Source organism: Paraburkholderia sp. EG304, assembly GCF_046543485.1.
Lineage (GTDB): Bacteria > Pseudomonadota > Gammaproteobacteria > Burkholderiales > Burkholderiaceae > Paraburkholderia > Paraburkholderia youngii.
In genome coordinates this window covers 150,804-172,027 of sequence record NZ_JBKGUA010000003.1, presented here as the reverse complement: position 1 = coordinate 172,027, position 21,224 = coordinate 150,804, and the positions used below count along the sequence as shown (strand labels likewise).

Here is a 21,224-nt window from a genome sequence, read left to right as displayed (position 1 = left end):
CAACAGTCACCATTCGTGCGCGTTAAGGTGAGAGGCTTCGGAGCACCAGACTGGACAGCTTCGCCGGCGCCTCATCGGTGTAATCGAAGCTGTGTTGCAGGATCAGAGGGTTGAGGTACGGGCGCAAAACCAGGTAGATCGCCATCGCGGTCTCATCCAGCGGCGTCTTGCGCTCGAAGTCCCCGCTTTGCCGCCCCTTTTGGAGGATGTCCTGAAGCAACTTCTGGATGCGCTCTTCATAGGCGAGCGTCGCCTGCCACTGCTCGGTGGCGGCCGACGCGGCAATCTCGTAAAGCTTGCGGTCCTGGGAGAACAGGCGAAGGCTCGCCTCGACGATCGCCTTGAACATCCGCCGCAGTTTCTCGGGCGGCCGGTCGACCTCTTCGACGGCAGCTTTGACCTCGCTTTCGATCTCACGCAGGCAGTTCGCGCAGATCATTTCGCCAATCGCCTGCTTGGACTCGAAGAACTTGTAGATATACGCCTTGGAAAAGCCGATGGACTTGGCGAGATCAGAGACGGTCGTTTTCTCGTAGCCATACCGGCTGAAGTGCTCGGTGGCCGCCGCAACGATCTGATCGCGCACCTCATGGTCGGCTGGGCCGCGGGCCGAAATGGGATAGGTGGCTGCATTTTTCATGGTTCCTAGCTTACCGCCGCTCCCGAAAATCGACAACAAGTGACTAAATTGTATTATAGTCACTTTCATCCGCCCTCCTCGCCCGGAAGAAGCTCATGCTGCCCAAACGCACCCTTGCCATGCTTATCGCCGCCAGCCTATCGGCAGGCTGCGCGGTAGGTCCCGAATACGTTCGGCCCGATGTACCGATGCCGGAGCGGTTCATCGGCCAGGCCGCGGTCGATCAGCGGCATGCGACGGCCACTGCGGACCTCGACACCTGGTGGACGGGGTTCGGCGATCCGCAACTGACGCGATTCGTCGCGCTTGCGCTGGAGCAGAACCTTGACCTCGCGCAAGCTTCTGCTCGTGTCGCCCAGGCACGTGCGGCAATTGGGGCGGCGAATGCCGCGCTGCTGCCTTCCGGCAATGTCAGCGGCCAGGCAGCCAGGGTCTACCAGTCGGTTGAAACGCCCCTCGGGCGAGTTTTGAACTCGACGCCCGGTTTCGACCGCTACGGCAACGATTACGAAGCCAATCTCAGCGCGAGCTGGGAACTGGATGTGTTCGGAGGCCTGCGTCGTGGACGGGAAGCGGCGCTCGCCGAGTACGAGGCTTCGGAAGCCGGCGCCGCGGCCACACGCCTGGCCGTGGCGGCACAGACCGCCGACATCTACATCAGCATCCGCGGATTGCAAGCCCGTCTGAACGTTGCGCGGCGGCAGGTGCAGACGCAGCAGGATCTGCTCTCCACCATCAACCTTCTGTATGGCAAGGGGTTGGCAGCCGAGCTTCAGGTCAGACAGGCGGAGGGGGCACTTGCCCAGGTCCGGGCCTCCGTCCCGGTCCCCGAGACGGGCCTCGACGCGGCCATGAATGCACTGGATGTGATGCTCGGCGCCCAGCCCGGCGTACACCGGGCCGAGCTGCTCGAAGCCGGCGACATCCCCGCCCCCCCACAGATCGGAGCCACCGGATCCCCGCGCGAGCTGCTCAGACGCCGGCCCGACCTGATCGTGGCCGAGCGACACCTCGCCGCATCGAATGCACGTATTGGAGTGGCGATCGCCGAGTACTACCCCAAGGTCTCCCTGAGCGGACTGATCGGCAGCGCGACATCCGTGGCTAGCGGCAATCTGTTCTCGAGCGGCGCCAGCCAGGCCGCCGGCGTGCTCGGTCTGCGCTGGCGTCTGTTCGACTTCGGCCGGATCGATGCGCAGATCAACCAGGCCAAGGGCCAGCAGTCCGAGATGCTGGCTGCGTACCGGCTTGCCGCACTACATGCAACTGAGGACGTGGAGAACGCTTTTTCGGCACTGGTCAAGCGCGAGGAACAAGCCGCTGTGCTCAACCAGGGCGTGGACTCGCTCGGCCGCGCAAGAGCTGCCTCGTTTGCAGCCTATCAAAAAGGCGTGGTCAGCCTGATTGAAGTCCTGCAAGCCGACGACAGCCTGCTACGCACCTCCGATGCGCGAGTGCAGGCACAAACGGAGTCAGCCCGGGTAGCAGTTGCTGCTTTCAAGGCGCTCGGGGGTGGTTGGCAAGCCGGCGAATCCGCGGCGACGGTAGCCACCAGGTAGCTGGCGCACGCGCCGACCTGTCAGCGGTGTATGTGCCCAGCGTGGAAGACGAAGCATTCCGCGATCTGGCTCGCGCGTGGGTGAGCGCGAAGGACGATCTAAAGCGTGCCCGGCAACGACTGAAGGCCTTTCTGCTCTCGCATGGGGTGGGCTATACCGGCTGCGCCGACTGGGGGCCGTCGCACAGGCGCTGGCTGAGCACGTATGCGTTTGATAGCCCATGGCAGCAACTCGCGTTCGAGGAGCTTCGGCGCACGATTGAGGACCGCCTCACCCAATGCGAGCGTCTCGAAGTCGCACTGCGCGAGGCGGTTCTCAATTGGCGCTTTTATCCGGCCGTGCTGGGCCTGCAGACCATGCGCGGTGTGCAATTCACCACGGCGGTGGGCATGCTTGCGGAACTGGGCGATCTGTCACGCTTCGCGCACCCGCGCCAGTTGATGGCCTGGATGGGGGTGACGCCGTCCGAGCACTCATCCGGCGAGAAACGCCGTCAGGGCAGCATCACCAAGAACGGAAATAGCTATGCGAGAAAGCTGCTGATCGAAGCGGCCTGGAGCTACCAGCATCCGGCCCGCGTGAGTCGCGACATCCAGCGTCGCCACGAGGGCATCCCCAAGCCCATCGTGGATCGCGCCTGGGACGCACAGGTGCGCTTGTGCCGACGCTATCGGAAGCTTCTCGCGCGCGGCAAGCAGAAGAACATCGCGGTGATCGCTGTCGCCCGCGAACTCGCTGGGTTCATCTGGGACATCAGTCGGCAATCGATGTCGCTTGCCACACGGCGCGAATACCATACGGCTTGACACAACTCACGAGTGGCAAGCCATACTCACCCAACGATTGGAGAATGAGTTTCCTGAAGGCGGCGTAGCCCGGCACATGAGTAACCCGCGAGCCCGCTACGCGACGGATTGCATCCGACTTGCGGCTCTAGATAGCGGCAGGCTCATCGGACGGACTTCTGTAATGCGGTAGCCAACCCGCGGATATCAGCATGATCCACCGTCGAGATGTACTGCTACGTCGCCCTCAGGAAATTCCGACAATATGAATTCGAGAAACTGAAAAACCGATCCCGATTGACACCGGGAGTCATATCAGGCGGGCTGATCAATCCGTACCCGACGACGACGCGAAGCAGCGGTCTACGCGTACGAGATCGAGTTGGATTTCAGTAACCTCTTCCGCACGTTGGGTGCGAATCGCATCGTCGATGCGTTCGTCGGCCCCATAACGACGTGTCTTGTGGCCACTACCCGTTCATCGCAGAGACGCGCCGATTTAGCACGTGGCGGCGCAAGGTGGAAAGCGCAAGATCTTTGCGCCCCGTAGCCAGCAAAGGCCTCCCGCGCAAACGTCCCCATTTTCGAGGCAGGCAGCGAATCCGCGCACGCGTGTTGGCCGTTAACCGCGTCTTTCGGACAGGCATAGGCAAACCTCCGAGGCACATGGACTGCTTGGGAAACATGCATCGAAGCGTAGAAGCCAGAGAGGATTGAGTGCACCGTCTGGGCGCTAATGGCTCATGGTCGAACGTATCAACCCGGTTACGCGGTTTGCGCCGCGTAGAAGACCCACTTACTACGGAGATTGGTCGCACCCGGCAAACGGGAAGGCGTCCATATAACTCAGAATGACCGACGTATCATTGCAGGTGACGCATCGGGAGTGGGTGATTCGTTCGTCACCGGAGAAGAGAGGCTTTCACTACCACGCTCGCGTGGAGGTCGAGCGCCGCCCTCAGGACTACGTGGACAATCGCCAGGTCTTTCGCTTCATCGACATCGGCTATTTCGACACCGAGGCTTCCGCAAATGAGCGCGGTGTGGCCTGGGCGAAGGCATGGCTCGACGTCAACTTCTAAGCGTTGGCGATTCCCCTCACATCACGCAAGTCTCTGGATGCGTGCCGCTCGGTCTCGGGCATATTCGTTGCGCCAGTGAGGGCTCCGAACAACCTTTTAGGAGCTCACAAATGTCACAGCGAAAGACGGTCGATGATCTGTTCGTGCACATGCTTTCCGATATCTATAGCGCGGAGAAGCAACTGACACGAGCGCTGGCGAAACTCTCCCGCGCCGCTTCCGACCCGGCGCTAAGCGACGCATTCAAGACTCATCTTGAAGAAACGCAAGGACAGGTCGAACGGATCGACAAGGTGGTGGAAACCTGTGACATCCGCCTGAAGAGAATGAAGTGCATCGCGATGGAGGGATTGATAGAAGAAGGACAGGAACTGATCGACGAGATTGAAAAAGGTCCGGTCCTGGATGCGGGCCTCGTGGCTGCCGCGCAGAAGGTCGAACACTACGAGATCGCCACCTACGGTAGTCTCTGCGCCATCGGCAAGCAACTAGGTTTCACCGAAGCCGTGAAACTGCTGACAGAGACGCTGGACGAAGAAAAGGCGACGGACCTCAAGCTTACCGAGTTTGCGGAAAGGGCCGGTAACAAGAAGGCGACGCAACAGTAAACCATGAGGACACAGCGCAGGCGTACCGGTCGAAATGGTCTGCCTGCGCTTGCCATCTTGTGATTTACCTTCGATTTATGCCAACCACATTCGTCCGTGGGTGTGATGCTTCCATGCATCACTGGCCGTTTTGCTGCTTGCCATCCGTATTGTCGTTCGTGCCGTGGCCGGTGTTGGGACGGGTGCTATTGTTCATCCCGCTCGACCGATCCCTCGACGGGTTGTCAGGCGCAGCGCCAGTTCCGGTTCCTGTCGCACCCGTTGCCATCCCTCCAGCGCCCCCAGCATTGCCGCCGTCAGCGGCCACACCGTTACCGGTTCCGCCGCCGCCACCGGCCCCGCCCGCTCCGCCTCCGCCGCCACCCTGCGCGTAGGCGCCGCCCGACAGTGCCGTCACCAGCGCAGAAGCCAGCATCGCTTTAGTCATGAACTTCATGGTTCGCCTCCATTCCATTGGATCGATGTCGCCAGCTGTCGGGCGCAACGCCGTAGTCGCTTCGTCACTTTCGACAGCCCGCTACTGCCGAAGGTCAGTCCCGCGGCAGCATCAACTGGAATGAGCAGGGGTTATTCCCGGGATGCACTGGAGGTTCTCCATAAGTCCCCGCTTCACGCCGCCGGTTGAGCACCGACGCATCAAAGCCAAGGAATCCGAATGGGGTATGCCCTTGTGTCCTGCCGTGGCATGCCGGATGCGCGATCGCGATCCATTCGTCGGCATTGAACGAGTCATGTCGCGGATTGCTCACTGCGCGAGCATTGGAAAGATCGACCGGCCGATGCCGCCGGGAGGAAGGGAGCCCCTTCCCCGTGGCAAGCGAACAGGTGAACCTGCTAATCCACATGACGATTCGCCTCGCGGACAGGTCAGGCCTTCTGCTGCTATTCCGGGCGTTGCACGACGGCGATGCGCAACTTGCGGGGGACGTCAGGCAGTTCGACGACCAGACCGTTGAACTGTGCATTTTCGCCACATGCTCGTCCGACGTGACATGGTTATGCGGAGAACTCGTCAACAGACAGCTTGTGGAAACCGTGCTGGTGCGACGACTCGACATCGACGCGACAAGCGGAATCTGATGAGCGCAAGCAGCCGCTTTGCGAGTACCCCCCATGCGTCAAGATACCCACGGATTCGACGGGCGCGAATGCCGGGGGCTTTCGTGAAGCCACGTTGCTTGTCGATCTCGCAAAGACCGCCACTGCTCTACCAATTGAGCTAACGGCCTGGCCAGCCAGAAAGTCGCCCGCCGCCGGGCAATTCTGGCGGCGGTGCTAACCGATATCGATGGTTCGAGTAGCGGACCGTGCCGGCTCCGTTTTTGGCACGGTCAATGTAAGAATGCCGTTGTCGAACTTTGCCAATGCATGGTCTGGGTCGGCATTGTCCGGCATCGGAATTCTGCGCACGAAGCTTCCATAGGCGCGCTCCAATCGATAGCATCCGTCTTCCTCGCTGCGCACGTCCTGCTTCTTTTCGCCACGCAGCACGATTGCCCCTTCCTCGACGCTCACGTTCAAGTCCTCGCGTACCATCCCGGGCAGTTCCGCAGTTACGCGAAGCACCGGCCCTTCGTCCACGACGTCGATGCGCGGCTGGAAGCGCGAGGAACTGAAGTCGCCAAACCATCGTTCAAACGGACCACCGCCTGCAAATGGGTCACGAAAGAATTCCTCCACGGCGCGCCACGGTTCGCGAAGAGATAGTCGTGGAATGTCAGGCCATGCGGCCCGCCACTCATCCGCGCGCCGACCGTCTGAGTCGTCCGCATCGGATTTGCGGGCGGTTCCGCGAAGGAACTTGAAGGGGTTCCATTTTTTCGGATCAGTGTTCATCGTGTGCTCCTTTCCTATCATCGACAAAACGGGATTCCGGTCTCCGCGCCGCGACTGCTTCGACTCGACAGCCGAAAGGCGGTGGCTGGAGGACAGCATCCAGCTTCTTGCTACTGCTGTCCCCCTCCCCCGGCCGACTTCAGTCGGTACGCACCTCGATGCGGCGCGGTCGCGCTTCGTCATGGCGCGGTATCGTCAGCTTCAATACGCCGTCCTTCAGATTGGCTTCGATTTTCGACGCATCGAAGTCGGCGCTCATCGAGAACGCCCGCGCGAAGTGAGGCTCACGGATCTCCGCATGCTGCAGACGCAGTTCCGCCGGGGTCGGCACCATCGCCTCGGCTTCGATGTACAGGTTGCCATCGTGGACCTTGACCTCCAGCCGCTCCCTCGTCACGCCCGGCAGATCCGCCCACAGCGTGATGCCGTGGCTGTCCTCGAAGATGTCGACCGGCGGCGTCAATGTGATCCGGCGTTGCGATGCCTCACCGTCGCGCTGGGTCACCGCCGTTTGCTCCTTTCTGGCGAGTTCAGTCGTGTCGTTCATGATGTCCTCCGTAGTTCTGTCGGTGCTCACTGAACGGTGATCGCGCGTGGCTTCGACGCCTCGCTTTTGCCGATGCTCACCATCAGGCATCCATTGGTGTACCGCGCGCTCACCTTGCCAGGGTCCGCGTTTTGCGGAAGCTCGACCACGCGCCGGAAACTGCCGGCGAATCGCTCCTGTGCATAGGTGCGCGCATCGTCGCCGCGGGTTTCCGGTTGCGAACTCGCGCGCTCGCCGCTGATGGTCAGCAAGCCCTTGTCTAGCGATACTTCGAGCCTGGCCGGATCGACCCCCGGCGCGAACGCGACGACCTCGATCGAGTCGTCGGTCGAACCGATGTTGATCTGCGGGAAGGCGCCCACGCGGCCCGAACGGATACTGGAAGGGAAGCCGCCGAAGAGGCTCGCCATCTGCCGTTGCAGACGGTCGAACTCACTGAACAGATCGGCCCCGAAGTAAAGGTCACTCATGATCGTTTCCTCCTTCGATGCAGCACGGAAACGAACCGGCCTACGCGCTCCAGTCCGTCTGCCGGGCTGCGGCAAACAAATCGAAACACGCAGCGCGCCGCATGGCGGGCGCGACTGCCTGAGCGGAATTTAGAATAGTATGCACGGTGAAAATTTCAAGGTGGGTGGCGTGAGTTGCTGTTCTCGAATTCGGCTCGCGTGCTGAGCGCTCCGGCCGGCATTCGCCGAAGGCTCGGGCGCTGCCCCTCGCCTCGATGCGCTCCCGGCGCAGTATCGGCCCGGAGGCGCCCTGCATCGTCCTTCGCCGATCGGGAATCCGGACTCTCTGTTCCTAACTCGACATTTACGGACGGCTTAGCGCAATCGCGAACCGACATGCACCGGGCCCGACAAGCTCGCAATCGCCAACAAGCGGCATTCGTGGCACGCCGGTTGCACACCCACGATGCCGCGCATCGCGCGCGGTCATGGTGGCAGTGCCCGGTCGCGAGAGTGCGTTGGAGAGACCGCTGCAAACTAGCTCAATCTGCCACCATCGCACCAAGGATGACGGATGAGTCAACGTCGGGCCAACACAAGCAGCACACGGGCCGCGAACCCGGGAGCCCGTTCTCGCGACGATCACTGCGATGTCGACCGCACGGAAGCGGGCCACCCGCGTATGCATCGCAAGATCGCGCTGGTTGCCAGCGCCATCGCCGGGAGTGCCGCCGCCGTCGCGCTGCTGCACTACTGGGGCCGCCTGCGTCAAACGCCGGCGCTTACTGAAGGAAGCCGGCTCGCTGGAATTCGAGGGCGCTGGGTGCAGGCGGGTCCGTACCGGATGTTCGCTCGGACCGCAAGCCCGACCGACGCCACCGCCACGAATACATTGGCCGCTCGCCCGCCAGTGATACTCGTCCATGGTCTCGTCGTCTCCAGCCGCTACATGGAACCGCTTGCGCTAGCGCTAGCCAGGTGGTTTCCAGTGTTTGCTCCCGATCTACCTGGCTTCGGTGAAAGCGCATTGCGCGGCCGCTGGCTCGATCTGCCCGGTCTCGCCAATGCTTTGCACCTGTGGCTGGTTGCCACCGGCCTCCGACCCGCCATCCTGGTGGGCAACTCGTTCGGCTGCCAGATCCTGACCGAGCTCACCGCGCGTCATCCCGGCGACGTCAGGGCATTGGTGCTGCAAGGGCCCACCGCGGATCGCGGGGCCCGGCATCTGCCGGTCCAAATGTGGCGCGCCTTGGTCAACGGCCGCCGCGAGCGGCCTCATTCGCCGGCCGCGCCAGCGCGCATCGATTACGCCAAGGCCGGACTGCTGCGCGCACTGGCCACGATGCGCATCATGATTCGTGACCGCATCGAGAACCGGCTGCCGCTCGTTCGCGCGCCGGTCCTCGTGGTGTGCGGCTCACGGGACCCTGTGTCGCCGCGCGAGTGGGCCATCGAAGTGACCGCGCGGCTGCGCGCCGCGCAACTGATCATCATCGACGGCGGCACACACACCCTGAACTATGTGTATCCGCACAGTCTTGCGCTGGCGATCCGTCAGTTCGTCGACACGTTACCCGGCGAACCTTCCGGGCGAATGGAGCAGCCATGAGCGGCGCACCGCGAGGAATTGCGCGATTCGATTCGGCCGCCGCGATGGTCGGTGCACTGGGCGCCTGCCTGCATGGCAAGCCTTTTAGCAGCCCGAGCGGGTCACCACTGCTCGACCGCAGCATGCCGCTGATCAATCTCCTGCCTCGCTTCGCTCGCGAATGGGCGTACTCCATCGGCGGCGCAACTGAGGCCATAGGTGAGCGCGCGGCGCTGCGTCTTGACATCGAGACCATAGCGACGTGGCTTGCCGATCGTTATCCGCGCCGCCAATACCCGGCCGCCTTCGTTGGCTCGTCCAACGGCGCGCTCGTGCATCTGGCCGCCGCCATGGGCGTGCCCTGGCTGCCACAGACTTTTCTCTGCCCCGTCCGTGCGCCCGGCAGCGATCCCGATGATGCCGCAGCAGGCCTGCGCGACGGCAGACGTGCGCGCGAGGCGCTACTCGCGGCAGACGGACGAATCGCCGTTCACCACATGCACGATCCGAATCAGGACCGGCTCATGTTGCGCACGATGCGCTACTACCGCATCAAGCAGCGCGCGCTGGCGCTCGGGTTTCGCGAGTTCCTGCTACGCAGTCTGCCCGCCGGCGCGACGCTGTATGTAGACATATGCACGTTGCAGTGGCCCGTCACGCGTATCGGCGAGCGCGCCTTCTTTCAGTTTGGCGCGGCGGGTGGCGCGACACGCGACGAATACTTCGGTGGCGGCCCGCGCGTGCGGGAATACCTGGCCCGTTATGGCAGCGCCCGCACTTGCTGGGAGCCGCCCTCGCCGGATGCGCTCGCGCCTGAAGCCGAATGGGGCTCCGACATGAACCTGCTCGACTCTCTGCGTGCCCTCGCCCGGCAGGCCGACTGGCGTCTAGTCGAGTTTCGCTTCGAGGAACCCGAATCGCTGAGCTTTTTCGCGTTCGACACGCTGCGCGAATGGTACGGATTTGAAGGTATCGAGCCGCAGCATCTCGTCGTCGATAGCTTCGTCCTGCTCGATCCATACACGACGATGCATCTTGGCGCGTTGCCGTTCTGGCTGGTGTTCTGCACCGAGCCATCGGCACACAACCTCGCGCGGCTGCTTCAACGGGAAGGCCGTTTCGAACATATTGACCTGATGCTGTTTTCGCACGGCACCGAAGGCGTCGGCGTGGTGCCCGCGCGCGAGTGGCAAACGATCATCGCGGCGGCCTCGCCCGACGCGCGTCTGTGCGGCGTCGACGCGCAACGTTTTCCTCTCGACTTTGCCACCTTTGTGCACTTCGACGAAGCACTCGCGCGACGCGGCAGCGAAAGGCCACGCATGCGCTCACCGGCGCCGCTGACCGTGCAAGCATTCGACGCCGCCCTGCTGCGTCATGGGAGCCGGTATGGCGTCGCCGCGACGCTGCCGGGTGCCGAGCAGGTGTCATGACCGGCGCCACCGCGCTGCTGGCCTGGTTTTGCGGGGCCTGCGCCGCGACATATGGCGCGGCGGCCGCCACACTATTCTGGATACAGGGACGCCTGATTTATCCGGGGGAATGGCGGCGGCATGAGCCGAACGAAGCGGGACTCGCCGACATGTCGGTCGTGACCGCCACCACAGCGGACGGACTCGATCTGCGTGGCTGGTACAAAGCGCCGGCATCGTCTCGACGCTTGACCGTCGTGCTTTTTCACGGCAACGGCGAAGACCTCTCGCAACGCGGGCATATCGCGCGCGCACTGCTCGACTGCGGCTACGGAGTCTACCTCGCCGAGTATCGCGGCTACGGAGGCAATTCGGGCATACCTCACGAAGCGGGCCTTTACGAGGATGGGCGCGCAGCACTTCGCTTCGTCGAGCGTACGAATGCGCGCATCGTTCTGCACGGCTATTCGCTCGGATCCGGCGTGGCGGTGCAACTCGCGGCCGAAGCACAGTCTCCAGGGCAGATCGAAGGCCTGATCCTCGAAGCGCCCTTTACACGGATCGCAGATGTCGCGGCACAGGTCTTCTGGTTCATGCCAGTGGGCCTGCTGGTTCGCGATCAGTATGACAATCTCGCGAAGATCGCGCGGGTGCGGGTGCCCGTCGTGATCTATGGCGGCACACATGACAACGTGATCCCACCGCAGCATTTCGCCCACCTATATGCGCACACTGCCGCGCCGCGGCGACTATTCATGCTGGAGGGTGCGGATCACACCAATTGCTGGGAACGCGGCGGCGGCGAAACCGTACTGAGACTTCTCGAGGATATCGAAAAGGCTTCCGGGACAGGCCGATAGCAGCACAGGACAGGAGCTTGTGCGCTCCTAGGCGGCCGTGCGCAAGGCGCCGATCGAAGGGCGCGACTCGCCCGGTGGGAAGATGTACCAAGCGCCATCGTCGTGACGGAAGAAGAACATCCCCACTTCGCCCATGGCGCCGGCCGCGCTAACGTAGACGCACGACCCCCGACAGCGTCGGCCATGCGCTAACCGCTTTGCGCGTACCTGCTTCTCTGGCTGCAAGCCGAGCCATTTGTCCGCCATGGCATGCAGCGACCGCGGCTTCCTCTCCATCATCGTCTCCTTCACCGCGCGGTGCGAAGATGGGGCGGGTCGACGGTATCGTCGCCGAATTACGGCCGGGGCGCCCGCCCGAATTGGTTGCGCTCGAGACCGGATCAGTCGCGATGGCGCGACGCATTGGCGAGCACGCCGGGCGTCGGGTCGCGCGACTCGCTGGCAAAATCGGCGGCGCGCGTTACGTCGAACCGTACCGGATTCCGTGGAGTCGGGTCCGTCGCATGGAGGTCGACATCGAGGTGGACCTGGATGCGCGCGATACCCCGCTTGGCAACTGGCAGCGCTGGCTACGCGAGCACATCGTCGAGCGTATTCCGGGATCGCGATGATGGCGCAGATCAACATCGATCTGATCGTCGGTCGGCAAGTGCTGACGCGAGACGGCTCATCACTAGGCCGCATAGAGGCGATCAAGGTGGTTCGCGACCACGACGCCTGGATGATCAGCGAATTTCACATCGGTCCGAGTGCATTGGTCGAGCGGCTCGCCGTCCGCTGGCTGCCAAGGCTGTTGCGTGAAGTGGCACAGCGCAAGGGGCGCTGGCGGCATCATCGGATTGCGTGGAACCAGATCGACGTCTCCGATCCCAGGCACCCGCGCCTGCTGTGCGATGTGGCTGAGGTTCACGGCCTGGCGTAGCCGCTGAAGATATCGACCGGAGGCCGGAACGCGGCACAGAGCGTGCTTCCCGCTTAAGCGATAGAAAAAAGGACGGGGCGCCAAATGGCCGAGTATCTGAGCGCAATCTTTCGCTCGTATCGCGATGCTTCCGACGCACGCCAGGCTCTCGCTGAGTCCGGTTTATGTGAGCTGGACGTGTTCGTTTTCTCACTCGCGGCTTCGCCTGGCGCCGCGAAATGGGTGCTCCCGACGCACGAAATGGATCATGCGGAATATGCGGCTCACGGGGAATGGGGGTTGAACGCCGTCAACCGGTTCGTCGAGCCGCAAGCCGACTGTTTCGTGGCGAGCCTGCGTGAGGACAGCCGTGCCGCCCACGCATTGCTGGTCGCCGCCGATCCGCCGCCGGCACTGCTGGTACAGATTTGCGCAAGGCTGAAAGACTGCGGGGCGTTCGCCCTGAGGCCGCCGGGATCCCGCTGGCGACTTTGCAACTCGCACTGACGTCCCGGCGCCAGCCGCCCTTCTGCTCAAACACATGAAGGGTCGGCTGTGCGCCTTTGTTGTCGCCGCCGATACGAAATGAAGAAAGTGCCTGGAAGTTCTACGGTTTCATCACCACCTTGATGCAGCCGTCTTCCTTCTCCCGAAACACGCGGTACATGCCGGGCCCTTGTTCGAGTGGAACCGTATGGGTGATCACGAACGACGGATCGATATGCCCATCCTGGATCCGCTTCAGCAGATCGTCGGTCCAGCGATTCACGTGCGTCTGCCCCATGCGAAACGTCAAGCCCTTGTTCATCGCGGCGCCGAACGGGATCTTGTCGATCAGGCCGCCGTACACGCCCGGAATCGACAGCACGCCCGCCGGCCGGCATACGTAGATCATTTCGCGCAGCACATGCGGACGGTCCGTTTCGAGCATCACTGCCTGCTTTGCGCGGTCATAAAGCGCATCGAACGAGCGCGTCGCATGCGATTCCATACCGACCGCGTCGATGCATTTTTCCGGACCCTTGCCCTGCGTTAGTTCCTTCAACCGGTCGAGCACGCTCTCGTCCTCGAAGTTGATCGTGATCGCGCCGACGGCGCGCGCCATGTCGAGGCGCTCGGGAACGCGGTCGATCACGATCACCTGCTTTGCGCCGAGCAGGATCGCACTGCGGATCGCGAACTGGCCGACCGGGCCAGCGCCCCAGATCGCGACAGTGTCGGTCGGCTGTATTTCGCATTGCACCGCGGCCTGCCAGCCGGTCGGCAAAATATCGCCAAGAAACAACACCTGTTCGTCGGTCAGGCCGTCGGGAATCTTGACCGGCGTGACGTCCGCGAACGGCACGCGCACGTATTCGGCTTGCCCGCCCGGATAGCCGCCCGTCAGATGCGAATAGCCGAACAGGCCAGCGGTGGTATGGCCGAACACCTTGTCGGCCATCTCCTTGTTGCGGTTCGAACGCTCACACACCGAAAAGAAGCCACGCCGGCACTGATCGCACTCGCCGCACGCGATCGTAAACGGCACGACGACGCGCTCGCCCACTTTCAGCCTCGCGTTGCCGGAGCCGACTTCGACGACCTCCCCCATGAACTCGTGACCGAGGATGTCGCCCGACTTCATCGACGGCATAAAGCCATCGAACAGATGCAGGTCCGAACCGCAGATCGCGCAACTGGACACCTTGATGATCGCATCGCGCGGATGCTCGATGACCGGGTCCGGGACGTTGTCGACGCGGACGTCTTTCTTGCCGTGCCAGCAAAGGGCTCTCATGTCGTGCCTCGTAGTCGATGGGCCCGTCGCGCGGGCCAACAGGGTCGGGATTCGCGGATACGCGTGCGCCGATGCGGCGTGTCGATCGCGCCGACGCCATCGCAAGCGCCACCGTGTAGGAGCAACGGACGTGCCGTCGTCAAACGGCTGTCCGAACCTATCGCACCACCGCGACGGAAATCATCAACATCCCCATGGGCGCGCGTGGTACAGCCATTGCTGGACCGGTTTATTCATCAACGGAGGAGTCAACATGGCAGGCGATAACTCTTTCAAGCCCGGCGAGATCGTCAAAACGTCCGGCATCTATTCGGTCGTCCATGACGATGGCAAGGGGACTTTCGAAGTAACGTGCGTAGAGGGAGAGCATTTTCCCCCGACACGCAGCGGCAAAGGAGCTCACTACGAGCTCAAGTACGCAGCGACGCATTCGCACCGGCACGCTGAGCTGAAAGGCACCGAGCAGCGCGGCAGCTAGCGCTTCATGCCCACGGCGCGGCGCATTGCGGCGGTGATTCCCTGCCGCGTGCGCCAGTAGTCTTCCCATGGATCGAACTGCAGCGAACGCTGACGTTCGATCGCCTTGCGCATGGTCCATTCGTCGCCTCGGCCGACCCGCCGCAATTCGTCCCACGACACCGGCATCGAAACCGCCATTCCGGAACGCGCCCTGACCGAGAAAGGGGCAACGGTGCTCGCGCCGCGGCCATTGCGAAGATAGTCGATAAAGATTTTGTCGATGCGGTTTTTAGGACCAAGGACCGCCGAAAAGCGGTCCGGCACCACCCGCGACATGTGACGGGCAACCGCCTGCGCAAACCCCTTCGCTTCACTCCAGGCCTGTCGTCGCGTCAACGGCACGACGACGTGGAATCCTTTGCCTCCGCTGGTTTTTGGGAATGACCGCAGACCTATCTCGTCGAGTACCACCTTCAGCAGTTCTGCCGCTTCCAGCATTGCACTCCATGGCAGGTTCGGGTCGGGATCGAGGTCGAAGATGATCCTGTCGGGATGCTCGAGGTCCGGTGCCGCGGCGTTCCAGCAGTGCAGTTCGACAACGCCCATCTGGGCGAGACCGACCAGCGCCTCCGGTTTGTTCGCAACCAGCAGCGGCGGATGCCTCGGATGCAATTCCGGCGGCAGTTCTTCGACGCCGGGAATCTGGAACTTTTCGCTGTGTTTCTGGAAGAACAACTCGCCTTTAATTCCGTTTGGCGCGCGAACCAACGCCAACGGCCGATTATGCAGATGCGGCAACGCCCATTCGGATATCGCAGCGTAGTACTCGACCATGTCGCGCTTGGTGTGCCCGGTCACCTCATCCATGACCCGCTCGGGGTTGGATATCCGGATGCCGCCGATCGTCACCGCACCTTTCGGCCCTGGACGCTGGCGAGTCGAACCCGCATCGGCCTCGACCGGTTCGTCCGACTCGACGGCGATCATCGGTTCTTCGGTGATCGAGCCAGCGGCCTTGTCTTCCCGGATCGCGTGAAAAACCGGATGTCGGACTTCGCCGGCGGGCGTCCATTCGAGGAACGAACACTCGACGACGAGCACCGGCTCCAACCAGAGGTAGTCGCGGTTTTTTTCCGGTTTGGGAGGGTTGTAGAACGCTGTTTTACTAGCGGTGACCGTGCCGGCACGCCGCAGGAAAGCGTTCGTGGCGCGACTGGACAGGTATGGCTTGACGTTGCCCGCGTAGCGCAGCGACCCATCCTGTTCGTACACGCCGAGCAGCAGGGAATGAACACCTGAGCGCGCACCTTTGGTCCGGGTGAAGCCGCCGACCACGAATTCCTGGCGCAAATTGCATTTGAGCTTGATCCACTCGGTAGACCGTCCGGAGCGGTATGGCGCATCGCCGCGCTTGCCGATGATCCCTTCGAGCTTCATGCGGCAAGCTGAAGCGACCAGCGACACCGGGTCTTTCGCGAAGTCTTCCGACAATCGCAACACATCGGCGTCCGTTTCATGCATCAATGCGCGAAGAAGCTTGCGACGCGCACGCAACGGGTGTTCACGCAGATCGGTGCCGTTCAGCCAGAGGATATCGAAGACGAACAGGACGATGTCCGCGGTGCTGCGTCGGTCGAAGGCATTCTGAAGCGCATTGAAGTCGGGGCGACCCTCCGCGTCCAACACGACCACCTCGCCGTCGAGCCACACCTCCTCGACTGGCAAGGCCGTGAGTGCGTCGGTCAGACTGGGCAAACGCGAAGTCCAATCATGTCCGTTGCGGGTAAAGATCTGGACGGTGCCACGCTCGATCCGGACCATCATCCGATAGCCGTCGAACTTGATTTCGTAGGACCAGTCGCCGCCCGCCGGTGCGCGATCGACCAGCGTAGCGAGCTGTGGCTCGATCAGAACGGGGAACGTCCCGGGCTCACCCACAGGAGCATGGGCGCGACGGGTCCGCGAGGAGTTCCACCGGCTGCTCATGTCATGGACCCACCTATTCGGCTTCGTTAGCGACGGTCAATTCGATCGGCATCGCCACATCCGCGTTCGCGCATTGATCGATCTGCGCCGCCTTGCCTGCCGGTCGGCCAACCAGCCTCTTCACCTCCCGCGGCAACGAGCATCTTTTCGAAGCAGCACGCATCGCACTGTTCTATATAGGAACCGTACCGTTGAACGGCCCTGAAGCCGTTGCGCTCATAAAATCGGATCGCGCGCCGGTTCACCGCGCGAGTCTCGAGGACCAGCCTTTTATAACCGGCTGCCGCCGCGTTGACTTCAAGCTGCTGCAGAATCACTTTGCCGACACCTGAATAATGCGGCCTGCTGTAGATTCTCTTGAGTTCCGCCGTGCGCGAGTCGAAATGCCAGAATGCGCCGCACCCAACCGGTTCACCGGCAAGGGTGCGGGCAACAAAAAACCGTCCGTGCGATGAGTGAAAATCGGCGAGACAAAACCTCGACTGCCCGCCATCGCCTGAAAATACCGCCAGCGTGGCGCTGAGTTCATCAAGCAAGATTTGTCCATCAAGCGAGGCAGGGTCCTCGCGGCGGACAGTTATGGCAATGCATGACTGAGTCATTGGTCCTCCGTTGGCGCGGCTTCGGCTTCAGCCTGTTTTCGTTGCATCAGTGGTCGTTCCTTGAACCCCCATGCGTCCGCGCCGGGATGCAAAGATGCGACTGACAGAACGAGTACACGAATAAGCAGCTCATCGGACATCGCCTCGCTGTGCCTGTTTACTGCGCACCTGATGCAGCCGTGTCCGACGCGCCTTTAGCGTGTGAGCCTTTCTGTGGGAGTCGGGTCGGCGAGCTCGCCGTCGAACCTTTCGACATGGATGTCGAACCACTGTTCGCGCCTGTGTTCGGCGCACTTATTCCCGCACCACCCTGGCCCGCTCCGTTGGCTCCTCCCGCCACGCCAGCACCAGCGCTCGTCCCGCCGCCGCCGCCTCCACCGCCTCCACCGCCCTGCCCATAGGCCGCGCCGACCGACGCTAGCGCCAATGCAACACATACGGTTGCTGTCTTCGTTGCTTTCATGATTGCCTCCCTTCAGTGACCGCAAACTCGCGGCAACGACGTGGGGCGAATCTGCGCTATACCCGGTGGGGTGCCAGATTTCGCACGCCGGCAATTCCCGAAGCGCAACGACTATGCCAGACACGCGTCATGAGTAGCCGCACCTCGGGTGCTGCCCAACCGGAAACTCCCATCGACGCCCAACGCGCGGTCAGTATGGCGTCCCTGCCGCCAAACTTGACGACGATAAGGAAACATTGACCGCGTGGGGCGCCATCTGCGCCGCCGACGGGTTTGAAGTAAGACGCGCTCGCGAGGGCCAATCGGCACCACGAATATTTATCGACTTTCCGTTGATGTGGTGGTCGCCGACTGACGGATGTCAGCCTTGGCCCGGCTCAGTGTCTAAGATGAACCATTGTCCTCAAACGTGGGCCCAAGAGACTTAAGAAGTTTGGCAAGCCTTGCTCGCTGCTCCGGAGCCAGCCCCGGTGTCGCGCTTACCTGTTCAAGCCGCGCACGCCAGTAGGTCCGGCCGAATAGCGAGTTTGCGCCATCGGCTGACAGGATCCGTTCGAGATAGGTTATCGCCGCTTCGGCAGTATGTGGGGTATAAGGACTCGTCCTTTCCGCAGGCCCTTTCCTGAATGTTTTTGTTTTCATCCATCTTTCTCTTGTGCTAGCCGACTGAGTCCGGTCATACCTCGGCTCTCTCGTCGAGACCGATTCTCTCAACCAACTCATGACGGTGCTCTCCGTTGTTATCTTTAGACGCTCGTCGCGTTTCCACGCGCGACGGTGCAATCACATTCGCCGATGCGTTTGATGCCACCATTCATGATGATTCAGATGTCGTAGCATTCTTGACCGCGACCGCTCACGCCGATAGTGGCCAACCACCATGAGCGCGGCGATGCCAAGGGAGGAGCCTCCGATAATGAGGCCCATGCAGGTTTCACTCATGACTTATTCCCCTGATGGAAGCGCGAGGGTATGCGTGAGCCGGCTCACTTAACCGGGTTTGAAAATGGTCGATACATTTCCGTTTGCCTGCAAACGACATTAACTCACGGCGTGTGAATACCGCTCACACTCGCAGACGAGCTGTCGGCAGCCGCGTTGCCGACGGTTGCAGGATGCGATCGATGAGCTCGATGCGCTTCCACCGCCAAGCACACTCAGCCGGAAACGACGCTGGCTGGCCAGCCGGCCGACGCAGCCCAGGCTGCGATCGACTGTTCAGTGTCCTGGCCTTCCTTCAATAGCCATTCGTAAAAGCTTTCCGTCACAGGGTTCATGTGGCTCGCGCACGCAAAGTACTTCCGGTACCGCGCTGCGCGCGGACCAAAAGGAACGCATAATCGGTTCGAAACGATCTCGTCGATGGCGAGAAAAAGCGGCACCAGGGCGATGCCTAGCCCCTCGGCGGCCGCGTGCAACGCAAAGTACATCTGTTCGAACTTCAGTTGGCCGATTGGCTTCAGACCTGGCACACCGGCCTCATCAAGCCATTCCTCCCATGGGTACGGCTCCGTCACATAGTGGATGAGCGTGTGGCCCGCGAGGTCACCGGGTTCGCGCAGACATCCTCCCTCAAGCAGATCACAGTGGCAAAGCGGCACGATCACCTCGGTCATGAACGGCAATGACACGCAGCCCTGGATCGGCTCGCACGCACCGCGAATCGCAATTTCGTAGGCATTTTCATGGAAATTGACCGGTGCGATCGACGTCGTGAAGCGGATCTCGACGTCGGGCCGCCTGCGCTGGAAACTCGAGATGCGCGCAATGAGCCAGCGCATCGTAAAAGTGGGTGGCGCATTGATGGTTAGCGCGCTGGGTACCACCTGGTCCACGAGATGCATCGACGCGACGGCAAGGCGGTCTAGCACCGCGGTCGCCTCGGCGAGATAGCACCGGCCTGCTTCTGTCAGCACCAGCTGCGAGGCAGTGCGCATGAATAGCGGCACGCCGAGCCATTCCTCCAGCGACGCAACCTGTCGGCTGACGGCGCCATGGGTCACGTTTAGCTCCGTGGCGGCCCTCGTAAAGCTCACATGCCTGCCCGCTGCTTCGAAGGCTCTCACAGCGTTGAGCGGAGGGAGTTTTCTTGTCATCTCGGGAAGTCGCCGATTTAGCGTCGCTAACGATCCTTGCCGCGGGTGCGCAACGAGCATTCCCGCGCAGCCTGTAGCGGAAGCGAACCGGCAGATCGAGGCCGATAGAAGTTCCGAGGCTTAAACGGAGAGGTTTTCTGCGCTTGAGAGGTCGAAGCCGCCGGCCGCGATGAATGAACCGGAGGGTCATTCGTCGGACCAAATCCATGAATGGAAGGGCCTGCCACTCGGCAATCCCGGAGCACTGCGATCGCTGGCTGATTTCGTTCGCCTGGCGTTGATTTGCCTGCGCCACCCGGCGGGGAACGGGAATTGCTGCCATGAAGGCGTCATGCGTGCACCTGAGACGAACTGCCCCCGATGGAAGGAGGACACATCATGTTGTATTACGCCCTTGTATTTTTCATCATTGCGATCATTGCCGCGGCGTTCGGCTTTGGCGGCATCGCCGCAGGCGCAGCCAGCATCGCAAAAATACTTTTCGTCATATTCGTCGTGATTTTCCTTGTTACGCTCGTGATGGGCCTCATGCGGCGGTGACACACGAGTCGTTGCAAACGCGGGCGCCGCCAGGTGCGGCGCCTGCGAGCTTGTCTGTCGCACGCATACGTTTTGATCACGTCCGTATGGGTCGCAACACGGCGAGTTATCCCGTTGCCGATCGACTTCAATTCGCAACTGCCAGCGTCATGGCGCTTGCCAACGCCTTTGGCGAGTGGACGCCCGACAGCTAGTAGCGCGTGTTGAACACGAAATGCGGCACACCGCTCGCCTGCGTGTCGCCGAACGAGCTTCGCTGGCCGGGGAGGTCCGCGGCACGCTTTGACGCCGCCTGGTGTGCCGTCAGACTCGTGTACTCGAGGCCGCATTCGAGGCTAAGACGCGCGAGAACCTCGGCACGTCTCGCCGCAACAGCTTGCGCACTCCCAAGACGATCGCGATAGAACGCCTGGTACGGCAAACCCTCGACAGGTATCCCGGGCAGCAACTGGTGAGAACGCCACTGCACCGATACTCCCACATTGGGCCGCGAGCTTGCGAAACGCGACACGGCCGCATCCATTTCGATCTCGAGGACGGATCGCTCGCCACTTTCATCGCGGGCTTGCCCATTCAGGGTTTGGTCAGACGTGTCATCGCGGAGTATCCTCGCAACCGGCCTGCATCGGCAGGCCGGTCCGTGTGAAAGACAAAATCCTTTCGTATGGTTTGCCAGACTCGTTAGTACCGCGCATCTCCGATAATGCCGACTCGCTTCATCTGCATACCCAGTACTCAGGAATGCCACGGCTCTACCGTGGTGGTAACAGAGCGTGAGGGGCGATCGGACGTCCATTCGTGCCCTCGCCGTTTTCGCACCAGCGAACCACTTGTTGCCGACTGCGGTGTGTGAGTGGATTGCGCGGTCACCGGCGACATCTGTTCGCAGTACACGTGTTATCGCCGCGGGCAGTTCGACCCTCAACAGATCTTCGCAGCTCTCCAAAACGGACATTCAGAGACTCAGTGTATGTGGCGTTACATTAGAGTATCGGTCGTGACACTGCAGTGCGCGACCAATGGTCGGCCGTGTC

General features: G+C 62.0%; 22 protein-coding genes and 1 pseudogene. 13 read left to right on the top strand and 10 right to left on the bottom strand.

Translation table 11 applies throughout. The features are described from left to right. Positions 1–22: 22 nt before the first annotated feature. Positions 23–640: a TetR/AcrR family transcriptional regulator gene (locus tag ACLFKU_RS05210; protein ID WP_410848387.1), complete on the bottom strand. Its 618-nt coding sequence runs from the start codon at positions 638–640 to the stop codon at positions 23–25. A gap of 95 nt (positions 641–735) precedes the next feature. On the opposite strand from ACLFKU_RS05210, the gene ACLFKU_RS05205 reads away from it, so the two are divergent. The 4 genes and pseudogenes from ACLFKU_RS05205 to ACLFKU_RS05190 all read left to right on the top strand — a co-directional run bounded on the left by ACLFKU_RS05205 (position 736) and on the right by ACLFKU_RS05190 (position 4,674). Continuing rightward, positions 736–2,199, top strand: a complete 1,464-nt coding sequence (locus ACLFKU_RS05205; protein ID WP_410848386.1) for an efflux transporter outer membrane subunit — start codon at positions 736–738, stop codon at positions 2,197–2,199. Positions 2,200–2,201: 2 nt separating this feature from the next. Then, positions 2,202–3,005 (top strand): annotated as a pseudogene (locus ACLFKU_RS05200) (IS110 family transposase); the annotation flags it as partial. Positions 3,006–3,835: 830 nt separating this feature from the next. Beyond that, positions 3,836–4,066 (top strand): hypothetical protein, encoded by a 231-nt coding sequence (locus tag ACLFKU_RS05195; RefSeq protein WP_368581469.1) that lies wholly within the window; start codon positions 3,836–3,838, stop codon positions 4,064–4,066. 110 nt (positions 4,067–4,176) lie between these two features. Further along, entirely contained in the window at positions 4,177–4,674 is a 498-nt protein-coding gene (locus ACLFKU_RS05190; RefSeq protein ID WP_176383142.1) for a ferritin-like domain-containing protein, read from the top strand. Between the two features lie 118 nt (positions 4,675–4,792). On the opposite strand, the gene ACLFKU_RS05185 is transcribed toward ACLFKU_RS05190, so the two are convergent. Continuing rightward, a complete protein-coding gene (locus tag ACLFKU_RS05185; RefSeq protein ID WP_368581468.1) occupies positions 4,793–5,110 on the bottom strand; it encodes a hypothetical protein in 318 nt (105 codons plus the stop codon). 407 nt (positions 5,111–5,517) lie between these two features. Between ACLFKU_RS05185 and ACLFKU_RS05180 the strand changes: the two genes are divergently transcribed. Continuing rightward, the gene (locus tag ACLFKU_RS05180) at positions 5,518–5,754 is read left to right on the top strand and encodes a hypothetical protein (RefSeq protein ID WP_410848385.1); all 237 of its coding nucleotides are present in this window, start codon (positions 5,518–5,520) and stop codon (positions 5,752–5,754) included. Between the two features lie 195 nt (positions 5,755–5,949). On the opposite strand, the gene ACLFKU_RS05175 is transcribed toward ACLFKU_RS05180, so the two are convergent. The 3 genes from ACLFKU_RS05175 to ACLFKU_RS05165 all read right to left on the bottom strand — a co-directional run bounded on the left by ACLFKU_RS05175 (position 5,950) and on the right by ACLFKU_RS05165 (position 7,527). Next, a complete protein-coding gene (locus tag ACLFKU_RS05175) occupies positions 5,950–6,510 on the bottom strand; it encodes an Hsp20/alpha crystallin family protein (RefSeq protein ID WP_410848384.1) in 561 nt (186 codons plus the stop codon). Between the two features lie 139 nt (positions 6,511–6,649). Beyond that, positions 6,650–7,057 (bottom strand): Hsp20/alpha crystallin family protein, encoded by a 408-nt coding sequence (locus ACLFKU_RS05170; RefSeq protein ID WP_410848383.1) that lies wholly within the window; start codon positions 7,055–7,057, stop codon positions 6,650–6,652. Between the two features lie 26 nt (positions 7,058–7,083). Continuing rightward, positions 7,084–7,527, bottom strand: coding sequence for an Hsp20/alpha crystallin family protein (locus ACLFKU_RS05165; RefSeq protein WP_368581464.1), 444 nt, complete (start codon positions 7,525–7,527; stop codon positions 7,084–7,086). 553 nt (positions 7,528–8,080) lie between these two features. Here ACLFKU_RS05165 and ACLFKU_RS05160 point away from each other — a divergent pair. The 6 genes from ACLFKU_RS05160 to ACLFKU_RS05135 all read left to right on the top strand — a co-directional run bounded on the left by ACLFKU_RS05160 (position 8,081) and on the right by ACLFKU_RS05135 (position 12,774). Next, positions 8,081–9,115 (top strand): alpha/beta fold hydrolase, encoded by a 1,035-nt coding sequence (locus tag ACLFKU_RS05160; protein ID WP_410848382.1) that lies wholly within the window; start codon positions 8,081–8,083, stop codon positions 9,113–9,115. Next, on the top strand, positions 9,112–10,527 hold the full coding sequence (locus tag ACLFKU_RS05155) for a hypothetical protein (protein WP_410848381.1): 1,416 nt from the start codon (positions 9,112–9,114) through the stop codon (positions 10,525–10,527). The genes ACLFKU_RS05160 and ACLFKU_RS05155 overlap by 4 nt, the downstream gene beginning before the upstream one ends. Further along, positions 10,524–11,366 (top strand): alpha/beta hydrolase, encoded by an 843-nt coding sequence (locus ACLFKU_RS05150; RefSeq protein WP_410848380.1) that lies wholly within the window; start codon positions 10,524–10,526, stop codon positions 11,364–11,366. The genes ACLFKU_RS05155 and ACLFKU_RS05150 overlap by 4 nt, the downstream gene beginning before the upstream one ends. Before the next feature lie 389 nt (positions 11,367–11,755). Next, positions 11,756–11,977: a hypothetical protein gene (locus tag ACLFKU_RS05145; protein WP_410848379.1), complete on the top strand. Its 222-nt coding sequence runs from the start codon at positions 11,756–11,758 to the stop codon at positions 11,975–11,977. Beyond that, a complete protein-coding gene (locus tag ACLFKU_RS05140) occupies positions 11,977–12,288 on the top strand; it encodes a hypothetical protein (protein WP_410848378.1) in 312 nt (103 codons plus the stop codon). The genes ACLFKU_RS05145 and ACLFKU_RS05140 overlap by 1 nt, the downstream gene beginning before the upstream one ends. Before the next feature lie 84 nt (positions 12,289–12,372). Next, positions 12,373–12,774, top strand: coding sequence for a hypothetical protein (locus ACLFKU_RS05135; protein ID WP_368581458.1), 402 nt, complete (start codon positions 12,373–12,375; stop codon positions 12,772–12,774). Between the two features lie 100 nt (positions 12,775–12,874). Here ACLFKU_RS05135 and ACLFKU_RS05130 read toward each other — a convergent pair whose 3' ends face one another. Next, a complete protein-coding gene (locus tag ACLFKU_RS05130) occupies positions 12,875–14,044 on the bottom strand; it encodes a zinc-dependent alcohol dehydrogenase (protein ID WP_410848377.1) in 1,170 nt (389 codons plus the stop codon). Positions 14,045–14,297: 253 nt separating this feature from the next. On the opposite strand from ACLFKU_RS05130, the gene ACLFKU_RS05125 reads away from it, so the two are divergent. Further along, positions 14,298–14,522: a hypothetical protein gene (locus tag ACLFKU_RS05125; RefSeq protein ID WP_368581456.1), complete on the top strand. Its 225-nt coding sequence runs from the start codon at positions 14,298–14,300 to the stop codon at positions 14,520–14,522. Here the strand turns inward: ACLFKU_RS05125 and ligD are convergent. The 3 genes from ligD to ACLFKU_RS05110 all read right to left on the bottom strand — a co-directional run bounded on the left by ligD (position 14,519) and on the right by ACLFKU_RS05110 (position 19,710). Further along, positions 14,519–16,489 (bottom strand): DNA ligase D, encoded by a 1,971-nt coding sequence (gene ligD, locus ACLFKU_RS05120; RefSeq protein ID WP_410848376.1) that lies wholly within the window; start codon positions 16,487–16,489, stop codon positions 14,519–14,521. The genes ACLFKU_RS05125 and ligD overlap by 4 nt on opposite strands. Positions 16,490–16,515: 26 nt before the next feature. After that, positions 16,516–17,025: a GNAT family N-acetyltransferase gene (locus ACLFKU_RS05115; protein WP_410848375.1), complete on the bottom strand. Its 510-nt coding sequence runs from the start codon at positions 17,023–17,025 to the stop codon at positions 16,516–16,518. 1,686 nt (positions 17,026–18,711) lie between these two features. Beyond that, the gene (locus ACLFKU_RS05110) at positions 18,712–19,710 is read right to left on the bottom strand and encodes a LysR substrate-binding domain-containing protein (RefSeq protein WP_410848374.1); all 999 of its coding nucleotides are present in this window, start codon (positions 19,708–19,710) and stop codon (positions 18,712–18,714) included. A gap of 318 nt (positions 19,711–20,028) precedes the next feature. On the opposite strand from ACLFKU_RS05110, the gene ACLFKU_RS05105 reads away from it, so the two are divergent. Continuing rightward, positions 20,029–20,190 (top strand): DUF1328 family protein, encoded by a 162-nt coding sequence (locus ACLFKU_RS05105; RefSeq protein WP_176122082.1) that lies wholly within the window; start codon positions 20,029–20,031, stop codon positions 20,188–20,190. A gap of 190 nt (positions 20,191–20,380) precedes the next feature. Here ACLFKU_RS05105 and ACLFKU_RS05100 read toward each other — a convergent pair whose 3' ends face one another. After that, positions 20,381–20,701 carry a hypothetical protein gene (locus ACLFKU_RS05100; RefSeq protein WP_410842375.1) on the bottom strand — a complete coding sequence of 107 codons (321 nt, stop codon included), beginning with the start codon at positions 20,699–20,701 and terminating at the stop codon, positions 20,381–20,383. Positions 20,702–21,224 lie beyond the last annotated feature (523 nt).